Annotated in this window: 20 protein-coding genes and 2 pseudogenes; 6 read left to right on the top strand and 16 right to left on the bottom strand. The window is 41.1% G+C overall.

Annotated elements, in window-relative coordinates; translation table 11 throughout:
* The first annotated feature begins 115 nt into the window (after nucleotides 1-115).
* From OCV99_RS11440 to OCV99_RS11450, 3 genes are read left to right on the top strand one after another with little or no spacing between them, the layout of a single operon-like run.
* Nucleotides 116-1,744, top strand: a complete 1,629-nt coding sequence (locus OCV99_RS11440; RefSeq protein ID WP_033143713.1) for a recombinase family protein — start codon at nucleotides 116-118, stop codon at nucleotides 1,742-1,744.
* Nucleotides 1,745-3,394, top strand: coding sequence for a recombinase family protein (locus OCV99_RS11445; RefSeq protein ID WP_055221047.1), 1,650 nt, complete (start codon nucleotides 1,745-1,747; stop codon nucleotides 3,392-3,394).
* The gene (locus tag OCV99_RS11450) at nucleotides 3,379-4,917 is read left to right on the top strand and encodes a recombinase family protein (RefSeq protein WP_055221045.1); all 1,539 of its coding nucleotides are present in this window, start codon (nucleotides 3,379-3,381) and stop codon (nucleotides 4,915-4,917) included. Before OCV99_RS11445 ends, OCV99_RS11450 begins: the two co-directional genes overlap by 16 nt.
* A gap of 33 nt (nucleotides 4,918-4,950) precedes the next feature.
* On the opposite strand, the pseudogene OCV99_RS11455 reads toward OCV99_RS11450, so the two are convergent.
* The 14 genes and pseudogenes from OCV99_RS11455 to OCV99_RS11520 all read right to left on the bottom strand — a co-directional run.
* Nucleotides 4,951-5,331: pseudogene (locus OCV99_RS11455) on the bottom strand (site-specific integrase); the annotation flags it as partial.
* Nucleotides 5,332-5,419: 88 nt separating this feature from the next.
* Entirely contained in the window at nucleotides 5,420-6,994 is a 1,575-nt protein-coding gene (locus OCV99_RS11460) for a recombinase family protein (RefSeq protein WP_055222149.1), read from the bottom strand.
* On the bottom strand, nucleotides 6,985-8,685 hold the full coding sequence (locus OCV99_RS11465; protein ID WP_055222147.1) for a recombinase family protein: 1,701 nt from the start codon (nucleotides 8,683-8,685) through the stop codon (nucleotides 6,985-6,987). The genes OCV99_RS11460 and OCV99_RS11465 overlap by 10 nt, the downstream gene beginning before the upstream one ends.
* Nucleotides 8,686-10,383 carry a recombinase family protein gene (locus OCV99_RS11470; RefSeq protein WP_055222145.1) on the bottom strand — a complete coding sequence of 566 codons (1,698 nt, stop codon included), beginning with the start codon at nucleotides 10,381-10,383 and terminating at the stop codon, nucleotides 8,686-8,688.
* A gap of 139 nt (nucleotides 10,384-10,522) precedes the next feature.
* Entirely contained in the window at nucleotides 10,523-10,771 is a 249-nt protein-coding gene (locus OCV99_RS11475) for a DUF6870 family protein (RefSeq protein WP_005344286.1), read from the bottom strand.
* Nucleotides 10,752-11,132 (bottom strand): type II toxin-antitoxin system PemK/MazF family toxin, encoded by a 381-nt coding sequence (locus tag OCV99_RS11480; protein ID WP_055222143.1) that lies wholly within the window; start codon nucleotides 11,130-11,132, stop codon nucleotides 10,752-10,754. The genes OCV99_RS11475 and OCV99_RS11480 overlap by 20 nt, the downstream gene beginning before the upstream one ends.
* Before the next feature lie 578 nt (nucleotides 11,133-11,710).
* A complete protein-coding gene (locus OCV99_RS11485) occupies nucleotides 11,711-12,184 on the bottom strand; it encodes a sigma factor-like helix-turn-helix DNA-binding protein (RefSeq protein ID WP_172682255.1) in 474 nt (157 codons plus the stop codon).
* Between the two features lie 416 nt (nucleotides 12,185-12,600).
* The gene (locus tag OCV99_RS11490) at nucleotides 12,601-14,247 is read right to left on the bottom strand and encodes an ABC transporter substrate-binding protein (protein WP_055222139.1); all 1,647 of its coding nucleotides are present in this window, start codon (nucleotides 14,245-14,247) and stop codon (nucleotides 12,601-12,603) included.
* Between the two features lie 56 nt (nucleotides 14,248-14,303).
* The gene (locus tag OCV99_RS11495) at nucleotides 14,304-15,083 is read right to left on the bottom strand and encodes an ABC transporter ATP-binding protein (protein WP_055222136.1); all 780 of its coding nucleotides are present in this window, start codon (nucleotides 15,081-15,083) and stop codon (nucleotides 14,304-14,306) included.
* Nucleotides 15,080-15,883 carry an ABC transporter ATP-binding protein gene (locus OCV99_RS11500; protein WP_055222134.1) on the bottom strand — a complete coding sequence of 268 codons (804 nt, stop codon included), beginning with the start codon at nucleotides 15,881-15,883 and terminating at the stop codon, nucleotides 15,080-15,082. Before OCV99_RS11500 ends, OCV99_RS11495 begins: the two co-directional genes overlap by 4 nt.
* A complete protein-coding gene (locus OCV99_RS11505) occupies nucleotides 15,880-16,704 on the bottom strand; it encodes an ABC transporter permease (RefSeq protein WP_055222133.1) in 825 nt (274 codons plus the stop codon). Before OCV99_RS11505 ends, OCV99_RS11500 begins: the two co-directional genes overlap by 4 nt.
* Complete coding sequence (locus tag OCV99_RS11510) at nucleotides 16,694-17,635, bottom strand: ABC transporter permease (protein ID WP_055222131.1); 942 nt, start codon at nucleotides 17,633-17,635, stop codon at nucleotides 16,694-16,696. The genes OCV99_RS11505 and OCV99_RS11510 overlap by 11 nt, the downstream gene beginning before the upstream one ends.
* Before the next feature lie 97 nt (nucleotides 17,636-17,732).
* Nucleotides 17,733-19,454: an ABC transporter ATP-binding protein gene (locus tag OCV99_RS11515; protein WP_055222129.1), complete on the bottom strand. Its 1,722-nt coding sequence runs from the start codon at nucleotides 19,452-19,454 to the stop codon at nucleotides 17,733-17,735.
* Nucleotides 19,454-21,196 carry an ABC transporter ATP-binding protein gene (locus tag OCV99_RS11520; RefSeq protein WP_055222153.1) on the bottom strand — a complete coding sequence of 581 codons (1,743 nt, stop codon included), beginning with the start codon at nucleotides 21,194-21,196 and terminating at the stop codon, nucleotides 19,454-19,456. The genes OCV99_RS11515 and OCV99_RS11520 overlap by 1 nt, the downstream gene beginning before the upstream one ends.
* Before the next feature lie 158 nt (nucleotides 21,197-21,354).
* On the opposite strand from OCV99_RS11520, the gene OCV99_RS11525 reads away from it, so the two are divergent.
* Entirely contained in the window at nucleotides 21,355-22,278 is a 924-nt protein-coding gene (locus OCV99_RS11525; RefSeq protein WP_055222127.1) for a helix-turn-helix domain-containing protein, read from the top strand.
* Between the two features lie 193 nt (nucleotides 22,279-22,471).
* Here OCV99_RS11525 and OCV99_RS11530 read toward each other — a convergent pair whose 3' ends face one another.
* A complete protein-coding gene (locus OCV99_RS11530) occupies nucleotides 22,472-22,630 on the bottom strand; it encodes a rubredoxin (RefSeq protein WP_005339874.1) in 159 nt (52 codons plus the stop codon).
* Between the two features lie 132 nt (nucleotides 22,631-22,762).
* On the opposite strand from OCV99_RS11530, the gene OCV99_RS11535 reads away from it, so the two are divergent.
* Nucleotides 22,763-23,647 carry a LysR family transcriptional regulator gene (locus OCV99_RS11535; RefSeq protein WP_055222125.1) on the top strand — a complete coding sequence of 295 codons (885 nt, stop codon included), beginning with the start codon at nucleotides 22,763-22,765 and terminating at the stop codon, nucleotides 23,645-23,647.
* A 2-nt stretch (nucleotides 23,648-23,649) separates the two neighbouring features.
* Here the strand turns inward: OCV99_RS11535 and OCV99_RS18385 are convergent.
* A pseudogene (locus tag OCV99_RS18385) lies at nucleotides 23,650-23,796 on the bottom strand (IS1380 family transposase); the annotation flags it as partial.
* Nucleotides 23,797-24,001: 205 nt separating this feature from the next.
* Between OCV99_RS18385 and OCV99_RS11540 the strand changes: the two are divergent.
* Nucleotides 24,002-24,661 carry a Crp/Fnr family transcriptional regulator gene (locus tag OCV99_RS11540; protein ID WP_242856479.1) on the top strand — a complete coding sequence of 220 codons (660 nt, stop codon included), beginning with the start codon at nucleotides 24,002-24,004 and terminating at the stop codon, nucleotides 24,659-24,661.
* The last annotated feature ends 56 nt before the right edge of the window (nucleotides 24,662-24,717 follow it).

The following is a 24,717-nucleotide window of genomic DNA, read 5'->3' on the forward strand; positions in this document are numbered from 1 at the left end:
CTGACTTTTCCGTAAAAGCATGGTAGAATAAGAATCGGAAAAGGAATTGAATATGGACTAACCACACTTCTTGAATTGCGGGGATTTTTCTGTGCAACGAAAGGAGTGTTTTTTTATGCAGGTTTACAAAGCGATTAAGTACATCCGTCTTTCTTATACGGATGATAAAACAGTAGAAAGTGACAGCGTTGCCAATCAGCGGCGCCTGATCGATGATTACATAGCCCGACACCCGGAAATTGAGGTTGTGGCAGAAAAAATTGACGATGGTTATAGTGGCGTTTTGTTTGATCGCCCGGCATTTCAGGAAATGATGCAGATGATCGAACAAGGCGAAGCTAATTGCGTGATTGTCAAAGACCTCTCCCGCTTAGGTCGTGAGTACATAGAAACAGGCCGCTATATGCGCAGGGTGTTTCCAGCCTATGGAGTGCGTTTTATCGCAATTAACGATAATGTGGATACGGAAAATGACGCTGCCGATGATCTCACGGTTTCTGTCAAAAACATTATGAATGAGGCTTACTGTCGGGATATTTCCGTTAAGACACGGAGTGCCCTGGAAGTAAAACGGCGCAGCGGGGATTTTGTAGGTGCTTTTACCATCTATGGTTATGTGAAAGTCGGCGATAAACACAAGAGCCTGGAAGTAGACGAATATGCTGCCAATGTTGTGCGGGATATTTTCAGAAAACGGCTGGAAGGATTCAGCGCTTCCCATATAGCGGATGAACTGAACCGATTAGGAATTCTTTCACCGTTGGCGTATAAGCGCAATCACGGAATGCCTCATGCAAAAGGTGGCTATACAGACCGAAAGGATTGCAAATGGTCTGCAACTACAATCATCCGCATTTTACAGGATGAAACTTACACCGGAACACTGGTCCAGGGCAAGCAGACAACGCCCCATTTCAAATTAAAAGAGCGTGAGGACAAACCTTCTTCGGAATGGATTCGTGTGGAGGGAACCCATGAGGCAATCATACAAAAGCACGATTTTGATCTGGTGCAAAGGCTCCGCAGGATTGACACAAGGACTTCTCCTAAATCGGATAAGGTTTACCTGTTTTCCGGCATTTTGATCTGCGGCTGCTGTGGCTGCCGTATGACCCGCAAGACGAACCGCTATAAAGATAAAGAGTATCACTATTATTACTGCCCGACCGGTAAAAAGAATGGCTGCACATCGTCGGTCATGCTGAAAGAGTCGGATCTGATTGAATGTGTACAGGACAGTTTGAAAGGACATATTGAAAATGTTGCTTCTCTGGATGCCCTGCTGTCCAGTATCAGTCAAGAACGGATTAACCGGGAATTGGCGCAGGAATATGCCGCACAGATCAGAGTAAATGAAAAGCGTGTGGCACAGACCGAGGGCTTTAAGGCAAAACTCTATGAAAATCTGGTGAGTGGAATTCTGACAAAGGAAGAATTTCTCTCTTACAAGCGAAAATACAATGCAGATATTGAACTGTTCCAAAAAGCAATCGCTGAATGGAACGAAAAACTTACAGATGTATTAGAAAACCGAAGCGAACGAAACCGTTGGATCAACCATTTTATGAAATTTTCTACTATGGAGGGTATTGACCGTCGGGCAGTCATGCAGCTTATCCGAAGCATACGGGTAATGGGTAAAGATGAACTGCATATTGAATTTAATTACCAGGATGAGTATCAGAAAGCAATCTCTTTGGCGGAACAGATTGCTACAAAAAACGAAGAAAGGATGGTGGGCTAAATGGCAAGAAAAAGCAGAAAACAGACGGCAGCTCCCATGCCGGCACCATCTTTGTATGTACATGTGGCTCTGTATATCCGTCTTTCTGTGGAGGATAACAAAAAGCGGGGCTGCTCAGTAGAAAACCAAAAGTTGGTACTGAATGACTTTCTTTCAGATAAACCGGACTTCGTTGTGTATGATACTTATATCGACAACGGAGCAACAGGGACAAATTTTCACCGCCCTGGATTTCAGCAAATGCTATCTGATATTGAAGCAGGCCACATTAACTGTGTGATTGTTAAGGATCTTTCCCGATTAGGGCGAAATTCTATTGACACAGGTTATTATATCGAACAATATTTTCATGCGCATAATGTTCGGTTCATTGCTGTTACGGATCAGTTTGACACAGCGGATTCCGGAAATCTTCATGGCGGTATCATGCTGCCTTTGAAAAATATGATCAATGAAGCCTATGCTCTGGACATTGGGCGAAAAATCAAAGCACAGGCGCGGCAGGCTATGAAAGATGGCGACTATATTGGTGCACGGGCACCTTACGGTTACAGGAAAGACCCGGATGATTGCCATAAACTTCTGATTGATGAAAATACTGCCCCTGTAGTAAAACAGATTTTTGAATGGGCACATGAACATGTGGCACTGAACCGGATTGTCCGCAACCTAAATGAGATGGGGATTCCGGCACCGAGCCATTATAAAAAGACCACTGGCGAGATTACCAGTCCGGGACTGATCGGAAGCGGCAAATGGCAGACCCGTACAGTGATGAAAATCTTAGAAAGCGAAGTTTATACAGGCGATCTGGTGCAAGGGAAAACAAAGATTGTAGATCATCAGCAGGTCAAGGCTGGAGAAGATAATCTGATTATTGTAAAATGCACCCATGAACCGATCATCAGCCATGAGTTGTTTCATGCAGTTCAGGAATACAGAAAACAGATCTGTGAAGAAAGCAAAGCAACTCCAAAACGTCCCTACACACCAAACATTTTCAAAGGTAAAGTGTTCTGTACTGATTGTGGCAGAAGCCTTCACAGGCAACGCGCCGAGCGCCGGAAAGGACCCGACACTTACTGGTTCCACTGCCTTACAAACAGCCGGGTAGAAAAAGATAGCTGCAAAGGTGCGATGATACAGGAGAAAGAACTGATTTCTACTGTTACGGCTATTCTTGAAAAAGAGCTGACAGTTGCGCTGGGAATGTCGCTGCCACTCTTTCAGTTGGAGGCAAGACAAAAACAGGAAAAAGATAAGCTGAAAATTCAGATGTCGGCCAAACGACAGGAAATTGAAAAAACACGCCGGCTGATCCGTGGCCTATATGAAAATTTTGTACAGGGTATTTTGACAAATGACGAATACTTTGAATTGAAAGCGGATTATGAACATGCTATCAATGCTCTGTCTGGTGAGATTGAAGTATTTGAAAAATCTATGGACTCCCTGGACAACCAGCTTGCCAGATACCGTGCAATGGAAAAGGATGCAAAAACACTGGCACAGGATCATGTACTGACTGCAGAACTGATTGAACGGCTCATTGAACGAATTGAGATCGACCACGAGCGGAATATTCATGTAACCTTCCGTTTCAAAAATGAATTTCAGGGAAAGGCGGTGGAACCGTGCGCAACTATGTGATTGCCCTTTATATCCGTCTTTCTGTGGAAGATTTCAAAACCGAAAGTTTGAGTATACCAAATCAAAAACTGATTCTTCGTGAAAAAGCTATGTCTCTGCCGGAATGGGATAACAGTGAGATTTTGGAATTTATTGACAATGGTCATACAGGGACAAACTTTGAGCGTCCGGCGGTGCAGGAACTTTTAACAATGGTTCAGGCTGGAAAGATCAACTGTATTATTGTAAAAGACCTTTCCCGATTTGGACGTAACAGCATTGAAACCGGCTATTTTATTGAGCGGGTATTTCCTCTTTACCACACCCGTTTTATTTCCGTCAGTGATGATTTTGACACGGCTAATTTCAAAGGTGATACCGGAGGGATTGATATTGCTTTCAAGTATCTTATTAGCGAGTGTTATAGCCGGGATATGTCCATGAAAACCAAAAGTGCAAAATACGCAAAGATGCGTCGTGGAGAATATCAGAGTGTCATCTGTCCTTACGGCTATCGCAAGAGTGCAGACGGACGTATGGAACCGGACGAGGATGTTGCCCCGAATGTGCAGATGATATTTCAATGGGCGTCTGAAGGCAACACCGCAGCCGAGATCACAAGAAGATTGTATGCTATGAATATCCCCACCCCTGGGGAATATCGCAAACTTAAAGGCAAGGACTATTACAATGTTTCCCGAACAAACGGCGTTTGGAGTACATCAACGGTCCTGCGTATTTTAGAAGATCAAAGATATATCGGTACCTATGTAATTGGCAAGAGAAAGGTAAAAGAGATTGGCAGCCGACATACACAGTTAAAGGATGAAAGTGAGTGGTTCAAAATACCGAACCATCATCCGGCTATTATAAGTGTGGATCTATTTGAGAAAGCCAATGCTTCAATTAAGCGTTTCTCTCTGTCAAATAAAAAGCCGCGTGATTATCTGCTCCGCGGTAAGGTATTCTGTGGATGCTGCGATCATGCAATGTCTCTACGAAATGGTGCGTGGTTTTATTGCCGTCATTCCGAGGTGGCTGAAACGCTTCCTTGTCATGGTGTGCGCATAAAGATGGCAGATCTGGAGCAGGTTGTATTTGAAATAATTCGGGCTCAAATGTGTCCGGCATTGGGAATTGACAGCAATAAGGATAAATTGGATTTGCAGACAGTCCAGCAGGCCGAACATGAAGAAAAACTCCGTTCTATTCAAGACAGCAAGCGGCATCTTTATGAGCAGTATGCACTCGGAGAGATTGATTTGGAAACCTATCGAACACGAAAAGCGGTTTATGATACGGAACTGGTACAAGCCAAAAATGTTCATGCTGTCATCACTGCACAGACAAAGCAGATAAAAAGTGATTATGAGATTAAGCTGAAACAACAGGAAATTGTGCAGGAAGTCGGAAACGCCAACATGCTGACAAAAGCTCTGATTGACCGGCTTATCAACAAAGTTTACGTCTTTCCAGGAGATCGGATTGAGATTGAATATGCAACACAGGATTTCTTAGAAACTAAGGAATCCGAAAAGGTATAACCGTGAACACCCATTTGAAACAGCTATGGGCAGCTATGAAGCTGCCCGAAAAACTTCAAAAAAAGTTATAATTTTTTTTGTCGTGGGCTTGACATACGGGTGCCGAAGATCATGCACACGGATTTTTTTCACACCGCTTGCTTTACATCCTCTTTCCATTTCATGGTTCAGATAATACTTTGTTACCGGGAAAATACGGTCATCCGGCTGCAGGCTGTAATATAACTTCAGACAATCCTGCATTTCGTCACATAGAAACTTCGGCATCGTCACAGTACGGATACTGTTCTTTGTCTTTGGCGTGCTGATCACATCTTCTCCTTTTAAACGCTGATAAGATTTGTTAATCCGCAGCGTTCTCTTCTGGAAATTGAAGTCCGCAGGAGTTATAGCCAAAAGTTCTGCTTTTGTCAATATAAGTCTAAAAAAAATTTGCTTTTAATTCGCAAAAAGCACCACTGTTTTCATCCAGTGATGCTCCATGCGAACAATCTTATTCAGTTTATGCTTTTTCTTCTTTGTAGAAAATGTCATCCACCTTCCAGTTTATCTCCATACGTCCTGGTTCATAAATAAAGACTTTCTCAATAATCTTTGACAGCTGTATTTTGTCAAAATCCTGCAATGCTGCAATCTCATTTACTTCCATTTCTTTTTCTGTTGCTTCATCACATTTTTTCTTCGCTATAGCAATCTCATTCTCCAATTCTGTTATCTGCAAAGTGATTTCTGAAATACGGGAAGTCGTTTTTTCCAGTTCTTTCATATACCCTTCCTTGTCCAACACTTCTGAACGATAATCAGAATACAGTTTCATCTTTCTTGACGAGAGTCGCTTTTTTTCACTTTCCAGTGTTGCGATATTTTCTTCTTTCAAAATTGTTTTATGCCATTCACTTTTCTTTTTCTCAAGAATTTCCGAAATAAATTGTGCCATATTTTTGGCTGCATCCAGTACTGTTTCTTCCGCTTCTTTCCTGTCCATTTTACTTTCCGCACACCCACTAAGACCGCTGATATGTGCCTGCATACAGCGATACCCAGTCTCTCTGCTGGTAAAACCAAGTCTTCTTCCACAGGTCGGACAAAAGAAAATAGGGCAGGCTACTCCTCTTTTTGTAAGAACTCTTTTCTGGTTAGTAAACGCTTTCTCATTTGCTTTCCGGAATAATTCATCGGATATAATTGGTTCATGTGCATTTTCTACAACAATCCACTCCTCTTTATCATTGGAAACCAATTTATTGCTTCCTGTTCTTGCCACTCTCTTTTTATTCCAAATAATTTTTCCAAGATACACTTCATTTTTGAGCATATCTGAGATTGTTGTAACTGACCAGAGTTTCTTTTCTTTTTCGTTTTCTCTGTGCATTTTCATACCTTTTCTGCACATATACTCCCGGCATGTAAGCACATGGGTTTCGTTCAGATATTTTGCTATCTGTCCTTTTGTTTTCCCATCTGCCGCCATTGTGAATATCAGTTTTACTATTTCAGCCGCTTCTGGGTCTATAACCAGATGATGCTTATCTTCTGGATCTTTAATATATCCATATTTGGGAAAAGCCGGCATATATTCACCGTTTTTAGCATGTGTTTTCATAGCAGAACGAACTTTTCTGGACAAATCTCTGCTGTACATTGCATTCAGCATATTTTTTAACGCTACACTCATTCCTCCAGTAAAGCCAGAGGAATTGATACTGTCAAAGCCATCGTTAATTGAGATAATTCGAATACCAAGGACTGGCAGGATTTTTTCCAGATAATTCCCCACTTCCAGATAATCTCTTCCAAATCTTGAAAAGTCCTTTATAACAATACTTTTTATACGTCCTGCTTTTGCATCTTCCATCATCCTCTGAAAGCCAGGACGGTTAAAGTTTGTACCACTGTACCCATCGTCTACATATTCAACTACTGGACAGTTAGTAAATTCGTCCTGTTTTTTGATAAATTCGTTTATCAGCATTCTCTGTGCGCTGACACTGTTACTTTCGGCTTTTATACTGCCATCTACATCATTATCCTCCGACGAAAGTCTGATATAAACAGCGATACATTCTGTTACTGGCATAACTCAGCCTCCCGTTCTTTTGCATATTTTCTTAATTCTTCCAACATATCATCATACACCAAACGTACCGTAATAGAACCGCTTTCATGTATTTCGATTTTTTCTACAAAAGCATTGACCATTTCCTTTGTCAGCGTTCTCGTATTGCGGTATTTATTGATCAATGTTTCCCATTCTTCCTCTGTTTGAAAATTTTTTTCATATCCAACCTGATGCTTTAATAAAATCTCCATGTTATTCTGGATCTCTTTTTCTGTTTCCGCATCCTGCTTTGAAAATGTTTCATACTGCTCTGCATCAATAATACGGCACACATAATCCTCAAACAATCTTTCCCGGTGTACTGCCACTTTTTCCAGTTCTTTCCGGCATTTCTTGATTTCCCTGTTAAACACATCATATTTTTTAATGCTTTCCTGTCTTTGATTCAACCGCCGAATCAAATCTACATTTTCAACATATACATTGATATGTGCACGTATCACACGCAGTACATAATCATTCACTTCCAAATCAGTGATAGAATGTGGCGTACACTTCCCGTGGAGCTTATTATTTCCACAGTAAAACCTACGATGATTGCCTTTTGTTTTCCCATATAAATACATGGTTTTTCCACAGTCTGCACATACAATTTTCTGCTTGAAAAAGTTGAAGTCTCTTACATTATTGCCATTTGATTTACGAGCTTCATTAACCCGTTTTACGATATGACCAATCTTTTCCTGTACCTCATCAAAATCCTTTCTGCTCACAAGTGCCTCATGGGTATTTTTGATAATGATCCATTCTTCTTTCTGATTCATTTTCTGTCTCTGTGCTGCCCAGGAATCATTGGTAAACTGATTATGCACACTATCACCGGCATAATATTGATTCTCAAGGATTTTATGGACTGTTCCTCCACTCCATGTCCATGTCACTGACTTTTCATTTGCTTTTCCTGCTTTATCCAGCTTGTAGGCTTTCGGGCAGAGATACCCATCCGCATTTAATTTCCGGGCAATCTCTGCATAAGTCATTCCATCAATAAAATACTGAAATATCTTTTTCACCACTGGTGCTGCTACCGGATCTGGAATCAGCTGATGAGGATTATCCTTGTCTTTTTCATAACCATAAGCCATCTGACCGGAAGGAAATTCGCCATTTGCCCAGCTCGTCCGGTATGAACTTCTTATTTTCTTTGCCAAATCTCTGGAATAAAACTCATTATACACGTTTGACATGCTGATCAGCAGGCTTATGTCATCTCTGAACGAATCATAATGATCATTCACCGAAATAAAACGCACATTAAAGAATGGGAACACTCTTTCAATATAGCTTCCTGCCTCTACATAATTTCTTCCAAGTCTAGAAAGATCTTTAACAATAACACAGTCAATATTTCCCTCTTTGATGTCCTGCATCATCTCATTAAAACCATCTCTCTCAAAATTAGTTCCGGTTTTAGATATATCATAATATTCCTTTGCAACCACGATATCTTTCTGTTCTTTTACGAAATTATGAAGCAGAACCATCTGCGTTTCTATCGTATTTCTTTCTCTGTTCTTTTCACTCTCATAGGAAAGCCTTGCATAAAGGGCTGCATGTGAAACTTTTTCACACTGGTTTTCAGCTTCTGTAACCAAATTTTCTTTATTTCCAACATTCACATAATCTACTTTTCTTGATTTTCGAGCCATTTATACGACCTCCCTCTTTTGAATTTCTATTCTTCCGTCCATACCTGTGCTGACATCGCAGCCCACCGACTGTATCTGCCGTAACAGAGATTGATAACAATCATCAAAATTAAATCTGACTTCAATATGTTTTTTGTCATATACTAATATCTGGTCAATCAGTTCAACAGCAACAGTTCTTGTAAGTTCCTGTATATTCTGATGCTCGGCAAAATAATCCAGCCAATGATATTTATCACTTTTTGATTCCAGGACTTCACTGATCTGTTGATCAATACTTCGGACTGCTTCCTCGGCTTTTTTCCGTTTTTCTGTGTACCCGTCATGAAGCTCTTTATAATCTTCTTTTGAAATGATTCCTTCACGGAAATCCTCATATAGATAATCTCTTAACTCCCGGCATCGCACGGCTTCTTTTTCTTTTGCTTCTTTTCTAATTTCCAGTTCTTTTATATCCAATTCTTGAAATGGTACTTCATGGATAAAATCCATGATTTTTTTCATATCAAGGATATTTTCAATATGGATTTTTACCAGTTCCAATACTGTTTCTTCTAGTTTACCCATTGGTATTCTGTGTGCTGCACACGCTTTCGTAGCCGCATGTCTGGAACAGATATAGTAAGCGTATACCTTTCCTCCTGCCGGAACATCCCGTTTGATCATCATTGCCCCACAGTCTCCACAAACCACAAGTCCAGATAATGGATATACCTTTTCCTCGTTCGGAGAAGTCCTTGTATCTATCCCTAATAATCTCTGCACCAGTGCAAATTCTCGTTCTGATACGATAGCCTCATGGTTTTTTTCAATTCTAACCCAATCTGTCTCCGGCTTTTTCATCAATTTTTTTACTTTATGGTTTGGTGTTGTTCTTTTTCCCTGCACCAGAGTTCCAGTGTATACTTCATTTTCAAGGATTCTTTTTACCGACATGGCGCTCCATTCTGCCTGTTCGTGTGTTTTAAAATTATCCTGAATCCTTATTCCAAGACTGTGCTTGTATTCCATTGGTGAAAGAACACCCTGTTTGTTCAATGCATTGGCAATTGCTGTCTGACTCATACCTGATAATTTCATGCGGTAAATTTCTTTGACGATACCTGCCGCATATACATCTATCACCAGTTTGTTTTTATTATCTGAATCTTTCTGGTATCCATACGGTGTAAACGCTCCAATATATTCCCCATTTTTTCTCTTTACTTCCAGGTGGCTTCTTATTTTGATAGAAATGTCACGGCAATATGCATCGTTAATGAGATTCTTGAAGGGAATTACGATTTCGTCTGCCTGACTTTTCCCTTCCAGGCTGTCATAATAATCATTGACCGCAATAAACCGCACGCCAAGTGCCGGAAATAATCTTTCGATATATTTTCCGGCATCAATATACTCACGTCCAAAACGGGAAAGGTCTTTTACAACGACACAATCCACAATTCCTTTTTTGATATCTTCCAGCATCATCTGAAATGCAGGACGTTCAAAATTAGAACCGCTGTAACCGTCATCCACCCGTTCTGATACAACAACTATATCCTTTTTATCTTTTAGGAAATTTTTTATCAGATCTTTCTGATTTGAGATACTGTTGCTTTCACGCTTTCCAGCAGTAGCAACATCGCCATCTTCTTTCGATAAACGAACATAAATGGCTGCATGATAGATTTTCTTTGAATTGTTAATTTGATTCATCTTCATCCTCCTTAGTTTTACCTTTCCATCAACATTGGTAAAACCCAGAGGGTGAGTCTATTTTGTCCTGATATGAATGAGGAGTCCTGAATTCCTCGTCTCCATATTAACATAACTCTTCAGATTTTACCATCACTTTTTATACAGAAAGCAAAAGTTCCTCAAATGCATCTTCAAAAGATACTCCATTGTTTGCAAACCTTATTTTCACTTTTACATTTCCTATACAGACAAGATAGGGATTTCCCACCTGTCTGAGATATTGAGCTATTCTTTTTTCCTTCGTCTGATTCCGGTCAATCCTTATTTTTCGGATATCCTTCAATTCCTTCAGATCCACATCATCAAAATCCGTTTCCAGATAGTTTCTATATTCTTCCGCAGTCATGCCCTTCTCCTTCCATTCCCATCTGAATCCGTACTGCTTTCAGTACCCGATCCAGGCTCCACTTGTTCACTCTTCCGCATTTCTCAATAATACATTTCGTAGAAATGCTCATAACCTGTTCAGCCAGTGCCAAACTTCCTTTTCGGATTCCCGTCATATCATATTTACTGATAAATACATGTGTTGGCAAATACCGTTTCTTATATATTCTTGATGTCAGCGGAACTACCGTTATGACTGAACTGTATGTATTGGCTTTATTATTGCTCACTACGATCACCGGTCTTACACCACTCTGAACAGATGTTGTAGGAAACATACCGAGATCTGCCCATAAAATATCTCCTCTGCGGATTGTCATTTGTCCTCTCTCCAATCTATTATTTTTATTTGTAAAGCATCCATAGCGCTATATTGGCTCCACAGGAATACGGCAGAGTTTCTTTCCTATAAGGAAAGCTCTGCCGCATAACCTCTATAGCCAATTTGATTATTAAACAGTGCTCGCTCGATTCTATTTATCCTCGATACCCCGAATCATTACTCCCGCATATGCAGGAAGGGAATAATAACCTGCCCGGATGCACGCTCCGGACCACAACCCGGAAACTCTCGTTTCTAGGCTCCAGCAGTTCATAGGTTTACCAGTTACAGACTTCTCAGGGTCTGCAAGTGTATCGCATCTCATACATGTCATCGCATCACCAGCCTGCCAGCTGGCTTCGGTCAGTGCTTTTTCGCAGCATTACGGACTGAACTAAAATCTTTGTTTTGTCTTATAATCCTATAGCGGCATCTTCCTCGTGCTCACTGTATGAAATGTCACATCAGTTATTATTGAATATTCAGTTATCATGGTTCATTTTAGGAAGTCCTTTAACTTCCTCTAATTACTAAAGTCAAATGACTTTGGCAGATGCAAAAGATTTTGAAAAATTTTTAAAAAAATTTATTCATATACATTTCACGCATCTTATTAAGAGTGGATTTCAGCTTGTATGACAGCATCTGTCTGGAAATCCCCATAATCTCCGCCATCTGTGTCTGTGTCTTGTTTTCAAAAAAAATGCCATAAATAATCATGCGTTCCTCTGAGTTCAGCTGATTGATCACTTTGTGAATATCCTGCTGTTCCATTTTTGTCAGTACACAGTGCTCCACATCACAGTTCAGATCTGGAAAATCCTCAATCATGAAGCCTTCTCCATCAATGGACTGACTGCTGTAAGGTACCTCCCGCAGCATCTTATCCACGACCTCACCCAGTTCGTTCTTAATCTCAACTTTTTTTGCCTTACTGCTTCTGTAAAAATTGTTCATCGCATACGCAACTTCTTTTGTAACCTCGATCATTTCTCCATCAATATTTGCGTAATACTTTCCTTCATAAAAATATGGATGTTCAATATACATGTCCGTTCCTCCTGAATTTGAAATCTTGTTGCTCGTTTCAAATCCAGAAGGCGGACCTCTGTTTATAATCATGCCTGCTCCGCCTTTATCCTGCCGGGACATACCCGCAGTTATTGGCTGAGAAATTCAGGCACGAAAAAAAGCCCCAGTAGTTTTTTCTTAACTACTGAGGCTTTCGTCTCTTTCTTGTATTCAGTTATCTATGCCTTCTTTCATCAGCATAATCATTGTATCAGGATAAAGTTCACAAAGTATCCGCAATACGTTCCCATAAGTTCATGTCATTATTAGAATCGTACATATTTCAGTGTAAAAAGTTCAGTATTCAGCTTCAAGAATAAATATGGCTTTTAGATAGTATTCTCCGGAAGAATGAAGTCTTTCTTTTGCAGCCGCCTCAGCCACACCGCTGGACATTATTTCACATGAACAGATGCAATGTCTACATAGCTGGCATCTGTGTAGAAGTCATAACCAGTTATCTTATCAGTATTCCACAGAGCCAGATCGTGAGTGCCGATTACAGGCACCAGAAGATTCTGATCTGCAATACCATTCAGAATCATTCCATAGATTTCCTGCACACGCTGAGAATCAGAAGTGGAGTCCAATTCTGCGAAAATTTCAGGATTCTCAAAGAAAGCAGAGAACTGGCAGAGGATCGGATCACCCATAGCGCCAGGAGCCATATTACTCATATCCGTTGCAGGGTCAAAGGAACCGCCAGCAGTATTGTAGAAGGTCAGATCATATTCGCCAGCCATCAAGGCTCCATACCAGGTGTTCATGTCTACTGCATCAATAGTAACATCGAAGCCGAGTTCTTTAAGAGAAGCTGCAATAGAAAGAACTGCATTGTCAACACTTGCAAGGCTCTGAGAATAGTTGAAATGAATGGCGAGAGAAGTTCCGTCCTTCTCCAGGATACCATCATCATTGGTATCCTCATAGCCGGCTTCCTTCATGAGCTGCTTTGCCTTTTCCATGTCAGTAGGATAGGTCTTAACCTCCACACCGCAGTTGGGCTTTTCATTCGTAAAGAGGGTTTCGGCAGCGGTCTCCAGGCCATCGAAAACAGAGGTTTCCAACTCCTGCTGATTAACAGCGTAGGATACTGCTTCCCTTACAAGAGGATCATTAAAGGGAGCCTTATTCAGGTTCATACCCAGATAACGGGTTTGGTTGGTGCTGTCATCCATGGCATGACCGAAAGCGGTATCCTGGGAAATCTCCGTGTATCCTTCTGCGCTAAGTCTGCTGGAGCCGAGAATTGCATCGATTTCACCGTTGCGCAGAGCAAGAATTTTTGCAGCATTATCAGGAATCACTTTAACCTTGAACTCATCCACTTCAGGAGCTTCGTCCCAGTAGTAGGGATTGCGGATAAAGGTATAAGTGTCCCCCTCAACCCGGTCAAACATATAGGGACCAGTACCCATAGTTGCACTCACGCAATTCTCGTAAGCCTTTTCTACGCCACCTTCAAAGGCTGCGGGATTCACAATACCAAGAGGCAGCGCCATGGTCAGATTGTCAAGAGCAGCGTAATAAGGGGTCTTCAAAGTCATTACAAAGGTTTTTTCATCCGGGGTTTCCAGCTTGTCAAACAAAGTAGTAAGCTTACCGAAGGCACCATTCTGGGGACCCAGATGGGTTACTACTGCTTCAAGGGTCATCTTTACTGCCTCGGAAGTCAGAGGAGTACCGTCAGAAAATTTGACACCATCACGCAGATGGAAGGTGTAAGTCTTGCCGTCATCACTGATTTCCCAGGTTTCAGCCAACTCGCCCTGGATCTTCCCGTTATCATCATAGCTTACCAGAGTGTTGTAAAAATTACGACTCCAGAATCCGGCACCATAAGTGCTGGATACCATAGGCGTGATAACAGGATAGAAGCCTACGGAAAAGTCCCAATTCTCGGTGACAGTGATTGATACCGGCTCTGCATCGGTCTTTGTGGTGGATTGCTCCGGATTCTCGTCAGGGTTTGTGCCGCAAGCTGCCATAGCAAGGCACATCACAAGTGCGAGTCCGAAAGCTAAAAGTTTTTTCAGTTTCATGTGCAAAATCTCCTTTATTTGTTTTTATATCATGCTTTTCAGCAGGGTATACATATTTATTGAATGGTTTGGCCCAGATATGGAGCAATAGAATGCAGCAGAAGCTTTGTATACGGATGTGTAAAGCAGTCTGTTGAACCGTGAAATGTACGATCTTCGATAATCTTACCGCAACGCATCACCATCACACGGTCTGCAAGATATAGCGCAATATCCAGGTCATGGGTAATGAAAAAGCAAGTCATTTTTCGCTCCTGATGGAGTCGCTTCAGCAAATCAAGAATATGTTTACGAACCAGGACATCCAGCCCACTGACTGCTTCATCAAAAATCAATACATCCGGTTGAGCAGCCAACGCTCTTGCAATACATACACGTTTTTGTTGTCCGCCGGACAGCTCATGAGCTTTTCGCAGCTTGATCTCTTCGGGAAGCTCCATCATGGTAAGAAGATCATTGATTTCTCGTTCTTCTTTCTTTTTGGTGAGTTTTCTGAAATTGCGAATTGGCTCTGCAATGATTTGGTATACCGTAAAGCGAGGGTCCATTGCTCCCTTGCCATCCTGAAGAATCAGCTGTATTTTAGATCGCAGTACCTGCTTTTGTTTGCCCCGGCAGAGGGCAATGTTTTTTCCCTCAAACAGTACCTCTCCAGAAGATGGGGCCAGCAGACCGCACATAAGCTGAGCCAAAGTGCTTTTCCCAGATCCGCTTTCTCCTACCAAAGCGCAAAATGAACCATCCTGAATAGTAAAATCTACATGATCAACGGCCAGAAGCTCGTTTCTTGTGCCTTGTTCGTGAAATTCTTTTGATAGGTTGTTGACTTTAATCATGATTCCGCCCCTTTCGTGAAAACGCAGGAAAGGGAGTAAGCTTCAATCAGTGACCTTGTATAAGGTTCTGTGGTGTGGTCGAAGACAGATTGAACTTCACCGGATTCTATAATTTTTCCCTCTTTCATCACCAACATGCTTCCACCTAATTGAAGAGCTGTTGCGAAATCATGAGTTACCATAAGAATCCCAACTCCATTTGCTTTCATCTGCGAAAATAAATCTATGATTCCATTTCTGTGAATCACATCCAAAGCAGTCGTCGGCTCATCGGCAAGCACAAATTTTGCATCAAGCATCATAGCCATTGCGATAATGACACGCTGCAACATTCCCCCGGAAAGCATATGGGGGTATGCTCTGTATACCCTGTCAGGGTCATCTAACCCTACATCATGCAGAAACTGCAGAATATAGTTGTAACGCTGCTGGCGGGATTTGTCCGAATGAAGCCGCAGAGTTTCATCCATCTGTCTACCAATACGCATAGAAGGGTCTAATGCAGTCATTGGATTTTGCGGGATATAAACAATCTGGTTTCCGTATATTCCTCGTCTCTGCTTTTCTGATGAATTCAAAAGATCCGTTTCGCCGAAGAAAACGGAACCCGACACCTCAAATTTTTTAGGGTCCAATAAGTTTAGCACCGCACTACAGGTCATTGTTTTGCCGCTGCCTGATTGACCTAACAAGATTAAAGACTCTCCTTCTTTTATTGCAAAGGATATTTCAGAAACAAAGTTATCGGTGCCTGACCGAAGTTTAATGCTTAAATAATCGATTATAAGTGATGACATCATATGTTGTCCTCCTCTGGCGTCAGAATATCACGGAGTGCTTCTCCAAACAAATTGAAGCCTGCTGCCGTTACGAAGATGCACAAGCCTGGATAGATCAGCAATTCCGGATGAGAGTAAAGCGCTGTCCTGGCATCATTTAACATGGCACCCCATTCCGGTGTGCCGGAGGGAAGGCCAAGTCCGAGAAAAGCAAAGCTGGAAACCATAATGATGGAAGAAGCGACACCAGTGGAAACATACACAAGAAACTGTGGCAGAATGTTAGGGATCAGATGTCTGAAGACCAGCTTTCCTGTATTGCACCCAGAAATCCGAGCTGCCAAGATATAATCTTTTCCCATTTCTTGAACGGAATAAGATCTGACAACACGAACAAACCAAGCCCAGGTCGCTATCACAACAGAAACAGCAATATTCTGGAGTCCATTTCCCAGAACACCTATGACGGCAATGGCGATGATAAGAGAAGGAAAAGCAATAAACACATCACAGAGTATAGTAATGAAATGGTCTGCTTTTTCTCCAGCGCAGGCACTAAAAGTACCGACAATCAGACCAATCACAGACAAAATCAACAGCACAGGTAAACTGATCCCGATGGAGTATCTGGCTCCATACAGCAGCCTTGATAAGGTACACCTGCCCAGTTGATCTGTTCCAAGAGGGTATTCTGCGTCAGGCTGTGCATACTTTTGCGATAAATTCACCAATTCAGGGTCGTGAGGCGAAAAAGCAGGTGCTGCAATCGCAATCACAATCACAATAGCAATCAGGCACAGACCGATGATTGCCTGCGGCCTTTTGAGTAGCTTATGTATCATTTTCTTCCCTCCCCATCCATGGACAAAGCAGACGGTTGATTATGTCTGCCATGAAATTTGCGACAACAAAAATTGCTGCAATGACGACTATACAGGTAGAAACTGAAATCGTATCTGCTGCAACCACACTGTCCACCAGATAAGTTCCGATTCCCTTGATTGAAAAAACACTTTCGACTACAGCCCCTCCGGCAATTAGAAAGCCGAATTGCTGAAAGAAAATTGTAACAACAGGCGGTAGGGCATTTCGTAGAATGTGGCATACCAGAATCCTGTTGGCAGATAATCCACGGGCTTTTGCAAACCGAACATAATCAGAAGATAATTCAGCCAGAAGAGAGGAACGCATAATTCGGATGAGCGAACACGAACTAGGAACTGCCAGAGCAAATGAAGGTAGCAAAAAGCCTTTCCAACCTGGACTTGGTAATACACTGAACCATTTCAGATGAACCGCAAAGAACAGGAGAAGAAGGAATCCCAGCCAGAAAGTTGGCACACAAATACCGCAGATAGTAATGCCTCTGGTAACCTGATCGAAAAGGCGGTTCCGCTTTCTGGCGCAGAGCAAACTGATAGGAACGGTGAGTACGATAATCCATAGAATGGCCATCCCTACAAGAGATGTGGTCGTAGCCAGATACTTGTGCAGATCCTTTACAATCGGTTGATGAGTGGTCAAAGAAGTCCCAAGTTCTCCTGTAAACATTCCGGAAAGCCACTGAATATATCGCACAGGGAGAGGTTGATCCAATCCCATTTCCACCCGAATCATCTCAATCTGTTCCGGCGTAGGATTGGATACGCCTCGGTGTGCAATAATTTCTGCAGGATCTTTTCCGGACCAAGCAATCAACAAAAAACTCAGGACGCTGACTCCTACCAGCACAATGAGGAAGCTAATGATCCTTTTTCCAATATATTTCTTCAAATAATGCACCTCCTCACGCTGGCAATCAGTTATACATAGTTAACCAAATGTCTTTAAGTTACCCTTCAGTGCGGCCTGCATCTGAAAGGTAACCTGCTTAGTAGTTAAATTTCTCTGCCAGATTGGACTTTTCAATCATCTTTCTATATGTGGGCGACTGTTTCAGCAGATGAGCATGCTTTCCGCAGGCTTCTACCGTACCTGCTTTCATAACGACGATCTTATCTGCATTTTCAATAGACTTTAGTCTGTGTGAAATAACAATCACGGTCTTGCCTTGAATCAAATGATTTAATCCAGTCTGTATCTGGACTTCTGTTTCCACATCTAACGATGCGGCAATCTCATCCAAAATGATAATCGGGGCATCCTTCAGGATTGCCCTGGCAATAGACAGCCGCTGACGTTCTCCTCCGGAGAGTTTGGCTCCATTTTCCCCGATTATTGTCTGGTAAGTGTCTGGCAGACGGTTGACAAACTCATTACATCCGGCCAGTTTTGAAGCTCGTATCACTTCTTCGTCAGAAGCATCCAGCCGTCCGAGGCGAATATTTTCCATAATAGAAGTATTGAATAGAATGACTTCCTGAAAAACAATGGAAACATACTTGAACAAGCTGTCAGTGTGAATTTCTCGTATGTCAGTTCCTCCAATTTGAACGGTACCGGAATCTGCATCATATAGTCTGCTGATGAGCTTAAGCATTGTTGTTTTTCCGCAACCACTGGGACCGACCAATGCGGTTACCTGTCCTTGCTCCGCTGTAAAGGATGCATGGCGAATCACCTGGGTGTCTTTCTGGTAGGAAAAACAAACGTCCTTTATTTCTACATTGAAATCTGAAAGGACTTCTTTTTCTCCACCCTGAAGTTCATGATTCTTGATTTCACCAATCCGTGCGATCCTTGCATCCAAATAAAAGATTTCAGTCAGATAGAGCAAAACACCACCCATGGCCCCGCTGAGTTTTGCTGCCATAATAATATAGCCCAGAAGAATCAGGACACTTACCTGACCGGAGGCAAGCATCGAAAGGCCAACAGTCGCCGTGATTCCAATAGGAAGAATAGATAAAGTCTGGCCGATTGTAACAGGAATCGTCTGGGTGATCTGAGCTTTCCACTGAAGATTTTCTGACTCATCCAACTGCTGGTCCATTTGAGCTTCTACCTTTTCTTTCAAGCCATAGCTTTTAATTTCCTGATTTAGTTCAATTGCATTTTGAAAGCTTTCGGAAATATCTCTCAATTTATCATAATGTTTATTTACATCTCTGACCTGCAGTTTCTTTGTCAGGAAAAGAACCGAAGCAGAAGCAAGAACGGGAAGCAATACACAGAGCCCTAATTTCCAATTCATGATTAGAAGTGCTGCGCTGATAACCAAAAAGTAAATTGAAAACCCAATGAAATTAGCCACTGCGTTCGCAAAAGCATGCTCAATCGAAGCCACATCTGCCATGATTGTCTGAGCAAGGTCAGACAAATTGTGCTTTGAAAAATAGGATAGGGGCAGCTTGGAAAGCTGTTCCGCCAGATCAATTCTTAAATTCGCAGATTCTTGGTAGGTTTCATCATAGGTCGTTTTATAGTTATAGTTAATAACTAAGTACATCAGCAGGGTCGCTACCATCATAAACAGGAGATATGCCACCGGTTTCCCGGTGTTTCCATTCAGCAGCCTGTCTGCAAACACAAAAACACAGATCATCGGCGGTACAAAAGAAACATAATAGAGAAAGAATGACCAGATTGATTTTGCAAGGCCTTTCACACCCGAATCACTAAGCTGGAAAAATTTTTTTAGATATGTCTTCATCACGCCAACCTCCACTGATTTGCCTTGTAGTATACATCCTGAAAATCCTTATAACGCCCATTGTAGGCCATCAGCTCATTGTGGGTTCCTTGTTCCACAACTTTTCCATTCTGGACAAACAGGATCTGGTCTACATTCTGAATAGAGGACAGCCTGTGTGCAATCATGATAACTGTTTTGCCCCTCATCAGTTTTTGGAAAGCCTGCTGCAACTCGTATTCATTTTCCGGATCTGCAGCTGCAGAAGCCTCATCCATAATGACGATATTCGCATTCTTTAAAATAGCCCTTGCAATAGCAATCCTCTGCACCTCACCACCGGAAAGGTATACGCCCTTTGCCCCTATGACAGTCATCTCCCTTTGGGGAAATTTGTCAAGGATAGATGTGCAGTTCGCTGCGTTAAGTGCATCCATAATCTGCTGCCGTGTTGCCTGAGGATTTCCGATTCGGACATTTTCGTAAATTGAGGTCTTCAGTAATTGACTGTGCTGGAAGACAAATGCTATGTTTTGAATGAGAGCTTTTTCAGAATAACTCTGAATGTTCTTTCCACCAATCAGAATCTCGCCGCCATCAACAGGATAAAATCCTGAAATCAGCTTTGCAATGGTAGATTTGCCTCCGCCGGAAGACCCGATAAGCGCATAAGTTCTATTCTGATGCAGTGTCAGGTTAAAATTCTTCAGCACGAAGGTGTCATCATATTTAAAGTCAACATGACGAAATTCGATATCGAAATTTGGGAAGTTCTCTTCGCTTCCATGCGGAATCTTTGCCTGATCCATTGAAGCAGTCAGCTCATCAAGCTGATTCAGCGTATTTTGTGCGCCAAAGTTATCCTGCCCCGTAAACATAATCGATGTGAAAGAAGTAAATACAGCTCCGGAGAATACAGCAAAAAAAACAATCTTTGCCAGGATCAGCATGGCAGGTTCTCCATAGCTGATGAGTATAACTGCGGCTGGTACGGCAAAAGCATAAAACACGTTGAACAGAACCTGGAATCCAACATAGGGATTCTTACAACTGAGGCTATACTGATAAACGTACTGTTTGTACTCCTTGATCGAGTCAATCAGAGTTTTGTAATACTGTACAGTTACACCGAAGATTTTTATGATCTGCATTCCTCTGACATATTCTACTGTTGCTGCACTCATCTTTTGAAGTGCCGCTGAATAGCCAGACAGAAATTCAGTACCATCGGACATTTTACGATACTGAAGAACACCAATCACAGTTGTAAGGGTCAAGAGAATACCAAGGCGGTAGTCAATTGCAAACATCAACACAAACATTAACACTGGTGTCATAACAGCAGTGATATTGTCTGGAATCAAATGGGCCACTGTTTTGTGTGTTTCTGCAGCGTTATCATCAATAATTTTTCGAATCTCTCCAGAGCTGTTATGGTCAAAAAAGGAAGAAGATGCATCCAACAATTTATGAAGCCCATTTTTTCTTAAGTTTGTTTCAAGACGGAAGCCTAAATAGTGGGAACACGTTGCCGATGCAATGTTGAGAACGCCTCGTAAAATCATAAGTACGACTACAATAATTGCATCATACATGGCCTTCTCATATGTAGGAATAACCAGAATAGACACAATGGCTTGCCAAAGAAACCAATATGCTCCCATATAGGAGCAGACGGCAGCGGCAGATAGCGCCATAGAAGAATATGCCCAATTTTTTTTATCTGGGACATATTGAAATAGTTTTTTATATAAACTGCGCATTGACTTCAAATCTACATCTCCTTTTTGCTTAAAAAACGGTTTGACATGCATCACATCTTTCATTATAATTAGTTCTAGCTAACTGTAAAGAACAAAACAGATATAAAGTCTAATCAAGGTACTAATAAATCTAACCGAGGTATCTTTTGGAGGAGCCAATGATAGAAGTTAAACGAGATGATTTCTTTATTGAATCAATAAAGAATCCAATAGAGTACGGAACATATTATAAGATCAACCCAAAATATGGAACCGGATTTCAATGGACGAATGAGGTTCACTACGATTTCATCATCACAGTGACAGATATTCGATTTAACCAGGAAACCATGGTCGGAGAACATATTGGGTCTGGATATGTACTTGCTCTCTATATTAGTGGCGCAGGAGATGAATTCTATCCGTATCAAATTGTTTCTCCGAATACATTACGCTGCTATGAACCATCTGAAAAGTACAAAGCTATTTATCATCCTCAGATTCCATTAAGATGTATTACTGTGCAGTTTGACCAGGAATTTATTGATCAGTATCTCCAGGAAATTTCCGGTGATCTTGAGGTGAACTTTTCTGATTTTTTCAAAGAAAAAGGAAAATTCTATTTACCAAATGTCAATCGTGCTATGCAAAGCCTATATGAGTATCTGCTTTCCATGAAAGCGTCCAGAATTACAGTAGAAGCAAAAATATATGAAATCATCTCTTTTCTTGCTTCTTATTTGAAAGAAAACAGACTAAATGAAGAGAATGGCCAATCCATTAGCAAAACAGATTTGCAGGCATTAGATGAACTAACGCATTACATGGACGAACATTACAGTTTTAATATTACGTTACAAACGCTTTCCACCATTGCATGTATGAGTGAAAGCAAGATGAAAAAGCTATTTAAGTCAGTTTATAATATGTCCATTACTGAATACATTCAGCGGAAAAGGATCTCTGTAGCCGAGCACATGCTTATTCAAACTGACCTCACCATTGCGGAAATTTCAAAAATTGTTGGATACTCCAACCCCAGTAGATTGATTGAAATATTCAAAAGGTATTATGGATTTACCCCATCAAAATACAGAGGATAAAAGTGTTATACTAATTTCGATTTTCTTAACACTCTGCAAACCACAAGCGCCTATATACACTGCTTGCGCACATAGGCATTTGTCTTGATTATCGGCACCACCAATCATCACAAAATATCCCAATAAAAAACCCCTGTTGCTCACGCACCAGGGTTTTGATTTATCCATCCATATTTAACACATGATTAAGCTTCTATTCAACTTCTGAAAACTGATCTTTTCCAACATTACATAATGGGCATTCAAAATCTTCCGGAACATCCTCCCACTTTGTTCCTGGTGCAATACCACCTTCAGGATAACCTTCCTCTTCATCATATTCCCATCCGCAAACATCACATACGTATTTCATTCGTTGTTCCTCCTTGTAAATATATTAATACACAGCCTATATTGCTGTTATATTTGTGTTCCTGAACACGAATCCATTTGTTATTCTTATTTCAAATTCATTCAAAAACATTGGCAAAAGGGAGGACATCACATGGAAATACGGGTTCTAAACTATTTTCTTGCAGTTGCAAGAGAACAAAGTATCATTCGTGCAGCGAAATCTCTGCACTTATCTCAGCCGATACTTTCTACACAGATTCGTAACATGGAAAAAGAACTTGGGAAGCAGCTTTTAATTCGTGGTACGAAAGGCTCACGAAAAGTCACCTTAACAGAAGAGGACATGATTCTCAAAAAACGTGCAGAAGAAATTTTGAATCTTGTTGATAAAACAGAAAAGGAAATCACGCTCTCTGATCACGTGATTGCAGGAGATGTATATATCGGAGCCGGTGAAACAGATGCCGTCAGACTTCTCGCAAAGGCTGCCAAAGAAATTCAAAGCAGATATCCCGGCATTCATTATCACATTTCCAGCGGAAATGTAGAATTTATTTTAGAACAATTAGACAAAGGGCTGATAGATTTCGGATTAGTATTTGGGCATGTGGATTTTGACAAATATAATGCCATCAAAATTCCTGTCAAAGATACCTGGGGAGTGTTAATGCGCAAAGATTCAGAGCTTGCCCATCAGAATACCATTACTCCGGAAGATTTGCGGAATAAGCCCCTCATTATCTCCCATCAGAAAAACCAGAGTGGAGAATTTAGTTCCTGGCTAAATTGTAACATAGACCAGCTAAATATCGTAGCTACCTATAATTTATTGTTTAACGCTTCACTTCTCGTAGATGAGGGACTGGGGTATGCGATTGGGCTTGATAAAATAATCAATATGGGCGAAAACAGCAATCTGTGTTTTCGCCCTCTGGCGCCAGTCGTTGAAGCTGAACTATCAATCATCTGGAAAAAATATCAGGTTTTCTCAAAGCCGGCTGAACAGTTTATGATAAAGATTAAAGAACTCCAATAAACAATGCGATTGATGAGTTTCACAGCTCCAATCTTGAACAGGAATTCCTTAAACAGGAGAAGTCCTGCATCGAAGGATAAATTGCCTCCATCAAAATTTATTTTCAAGTACTTGTTGCTTTCTAACGCGGTGTCGTTTAAACTATACATAAGGATTTCTCCTTTGTTTTTATTTTGATTAGACACCTTAATTTTAACAAATTTGAAGTCCTTTTTCTATGTGATTTTTCTTCACTTGTTAGATGAAAGCAAAAAGTACCAAAAACATAGTAACTATACGGCGTGAAGCACCGTCAACAATTATTGGATGAATAATTCAGGTTTATATACTATGTTCGTAAAGGAGATAACTGTTATGAACTTCGAAAATTATTTTCCACTATGGAATGACTTAAACATAGCACAGAAAAAACTAATTTCAGACAATTTAATCACACAGAATGTAAAAAAAGGAACGATCATTCACAATGGAAACCTGGACTGTACTGGGTTATTACTGGTTAAATCCGGGCAGCTTCGGACCTACATACTTTCAAATGAAGGACGAGAGATTACACTTTACCGTCTGTTCGATATGGATATGTGTCTTTTATCCGCCTCATGTATCATACGATCCATTCAATTTGAAGTAACCATTGAAGCAGAAAAAGATACTGACCTTTGGATCATCCCTGCTGAAATCTATAAGGGCATCATGAAAGAATCCGCTCCTGTCGCAAACTATACCAATGAGTTAATGGCTACCCGTTTTTCTGATGTCATGTGGCTGATTGAACAGATTATGTGGAAGAGTTTGGATAAGCGTGTTGCTTCATTTCTTTTAGAAGAAACATCCATTGAAGGAACAAATGAACTGAAAATCACTCACGAAACTATCGCAAACCATCTTGGTTCCCACAGGGAAGTTATCACTCGAATGCTTCGATACTTTCAAGGCGAAGGACTCGTCAGACTCTCTCGCGGCAAAATAACAATCCTTGATTCGAAAAGACTGGAAACACTACAAAGATCATAAAACGTTTTTTTCTCTAAAGAATCCTCCATTTATCAGAATTATGAAAGTCATTCTAA

The organism is Dorea acetigenes, from assembly GCF_025567385.1.
Classification (GTDB): Bacteria; Bacillota; Clostridia; order Lachnospirales; family Lachnospiraceae; genus Claveliimonas; species Claveliimonas acetigenes.

Excerpts from the sequence above, each read along its gene's own strand:
- OCV99_RS11465 (WP_055222147.1), bottom strand. The coding sequence starts at position 8,685 with ATGGCTCGAAAATCAAGAAAAGTAGATTATGTGAATGTTGGAAATAAA.
- OCV99_RS11515 (WP_055222129.1), bottom strand. The coding sequence starts at position 19,454 with ATGAAGACATATCTAAAAAAATTTTTCCAGCTTAGTGATTCGGGTGTG.
- OCV99_RS11520 (WP_055222153.1), bottom strand. The coding sequence starts at position 21,196 with ATGCGCAGTTTATATAAAAAACTATTTCAATATGTCCCAGATAAAAAA.
- OCV99_RS11440 (WP_033143713.1), top strand. The coding sequence starts at position 116 with ATGCAGGTTTACAAAGCGATTAAGTACATCCGTCTTTCTTATACGGAT.
- OCV99_RS11485 (WP_172682255.1), bottom strand. The coding sequence starts at position 12,184 with ATGTATATTGAACATCCATATTTTTATGAAGGAAAGTATTACGCAAAT.
- OCV99_RS11540 (WP_242856479.1), top strand. The coding sequence starts at position 24,002 with ATGAACTTCGAAAATTATTTTCCACTATGGAATGACTTAAACATAGCA.
- OCV99_RS11505 (WP_055222133.1), bottom strand. The coding sequence starts at position 16,704 with ATGATACATAAGCTACTCAAAAGGCCGCAGGCAATCATCGGTCTGTGC.
- OCV99_RS11445 (WP_055221047.1), top strand. The coding sequence starts at position 1,745 with ATGGCAAGAAAAAGCAGAAAACAGACGGCAGCTCCCATGCCGGCACCA.
- OCV99_RS11525 (WP_055222127.1), top strand. The coding sequence starts at position 21,355 with ATGATAGAAGTTAAACGAGATGATTTCTTTATTGAATCAATAAAGAAT.
- OCV99_RS11495 (WP_055222136.1), bottom strand. The coding sequence starts at position 15,083 with ATGATTAAAGTCAACAACCTATCAAAAGAATTTCACGAACAAGGCACA.
- OCV99_RS11480 (WP_055222143.1), bottom strand. The coding sequence starts at position 11,132 with ATGACAATCCGCAGAGGAGATATTTTATGGGCAGATCTCGGTATGTTT.
- OCV99_RS11530 (WP_005339874.1), bottom strand. The coding sequence starts at position 22,630 with ATGAAATACGTATGTGATGTTTGCGGATGGGAATATGATGAAGAGGAA.
- OCV99_RS11500 (WP_055222134.1), bottom strand. The coding sequence starts at position 15,883 with ATGATGTCATCACTTATAATCGATTATTTAAGCATTAAACTTCGGTCA.
- OCV99_RS11490 (WP_055222139.1), bottom strand. The coding sequence starts at position 14,247 with ATGAAACTGAAAAAACTTTTAGCTTTCGGACTCGCACTTGTGATGTGC.
- OCV99_RS11475 (WP_005344286.1), bottom strand. The coding sequence starts at position 10,771 with ATGACTGCGGAAGAATATAGAAACTATCTGGAAACGGATTTTGATGAT.
- OCV99_RS11460 (WP_055222149.1), bottom strand. The coding sequence starts at position 6,994 with ATGCCAGTAACAGAATGTATCGCTGTTTATATCAGACTTTCGTCGGAG.
- OCV99_RS11470 (WP_055222145.1), bottom strand. The coding sequence starts at position 10,383 with ATGAATCAAATTAACAATTCAAAGAAAATCTATCATGCAGCCATTTAT.
- OCV99_RS11535 (WP_055222125.1), top strand. The coding sequence starts at position 22,763 with ATGGAAATACGGGTTCTAAACTATTTTCTTGCAGTTGCAAGAGAACAA.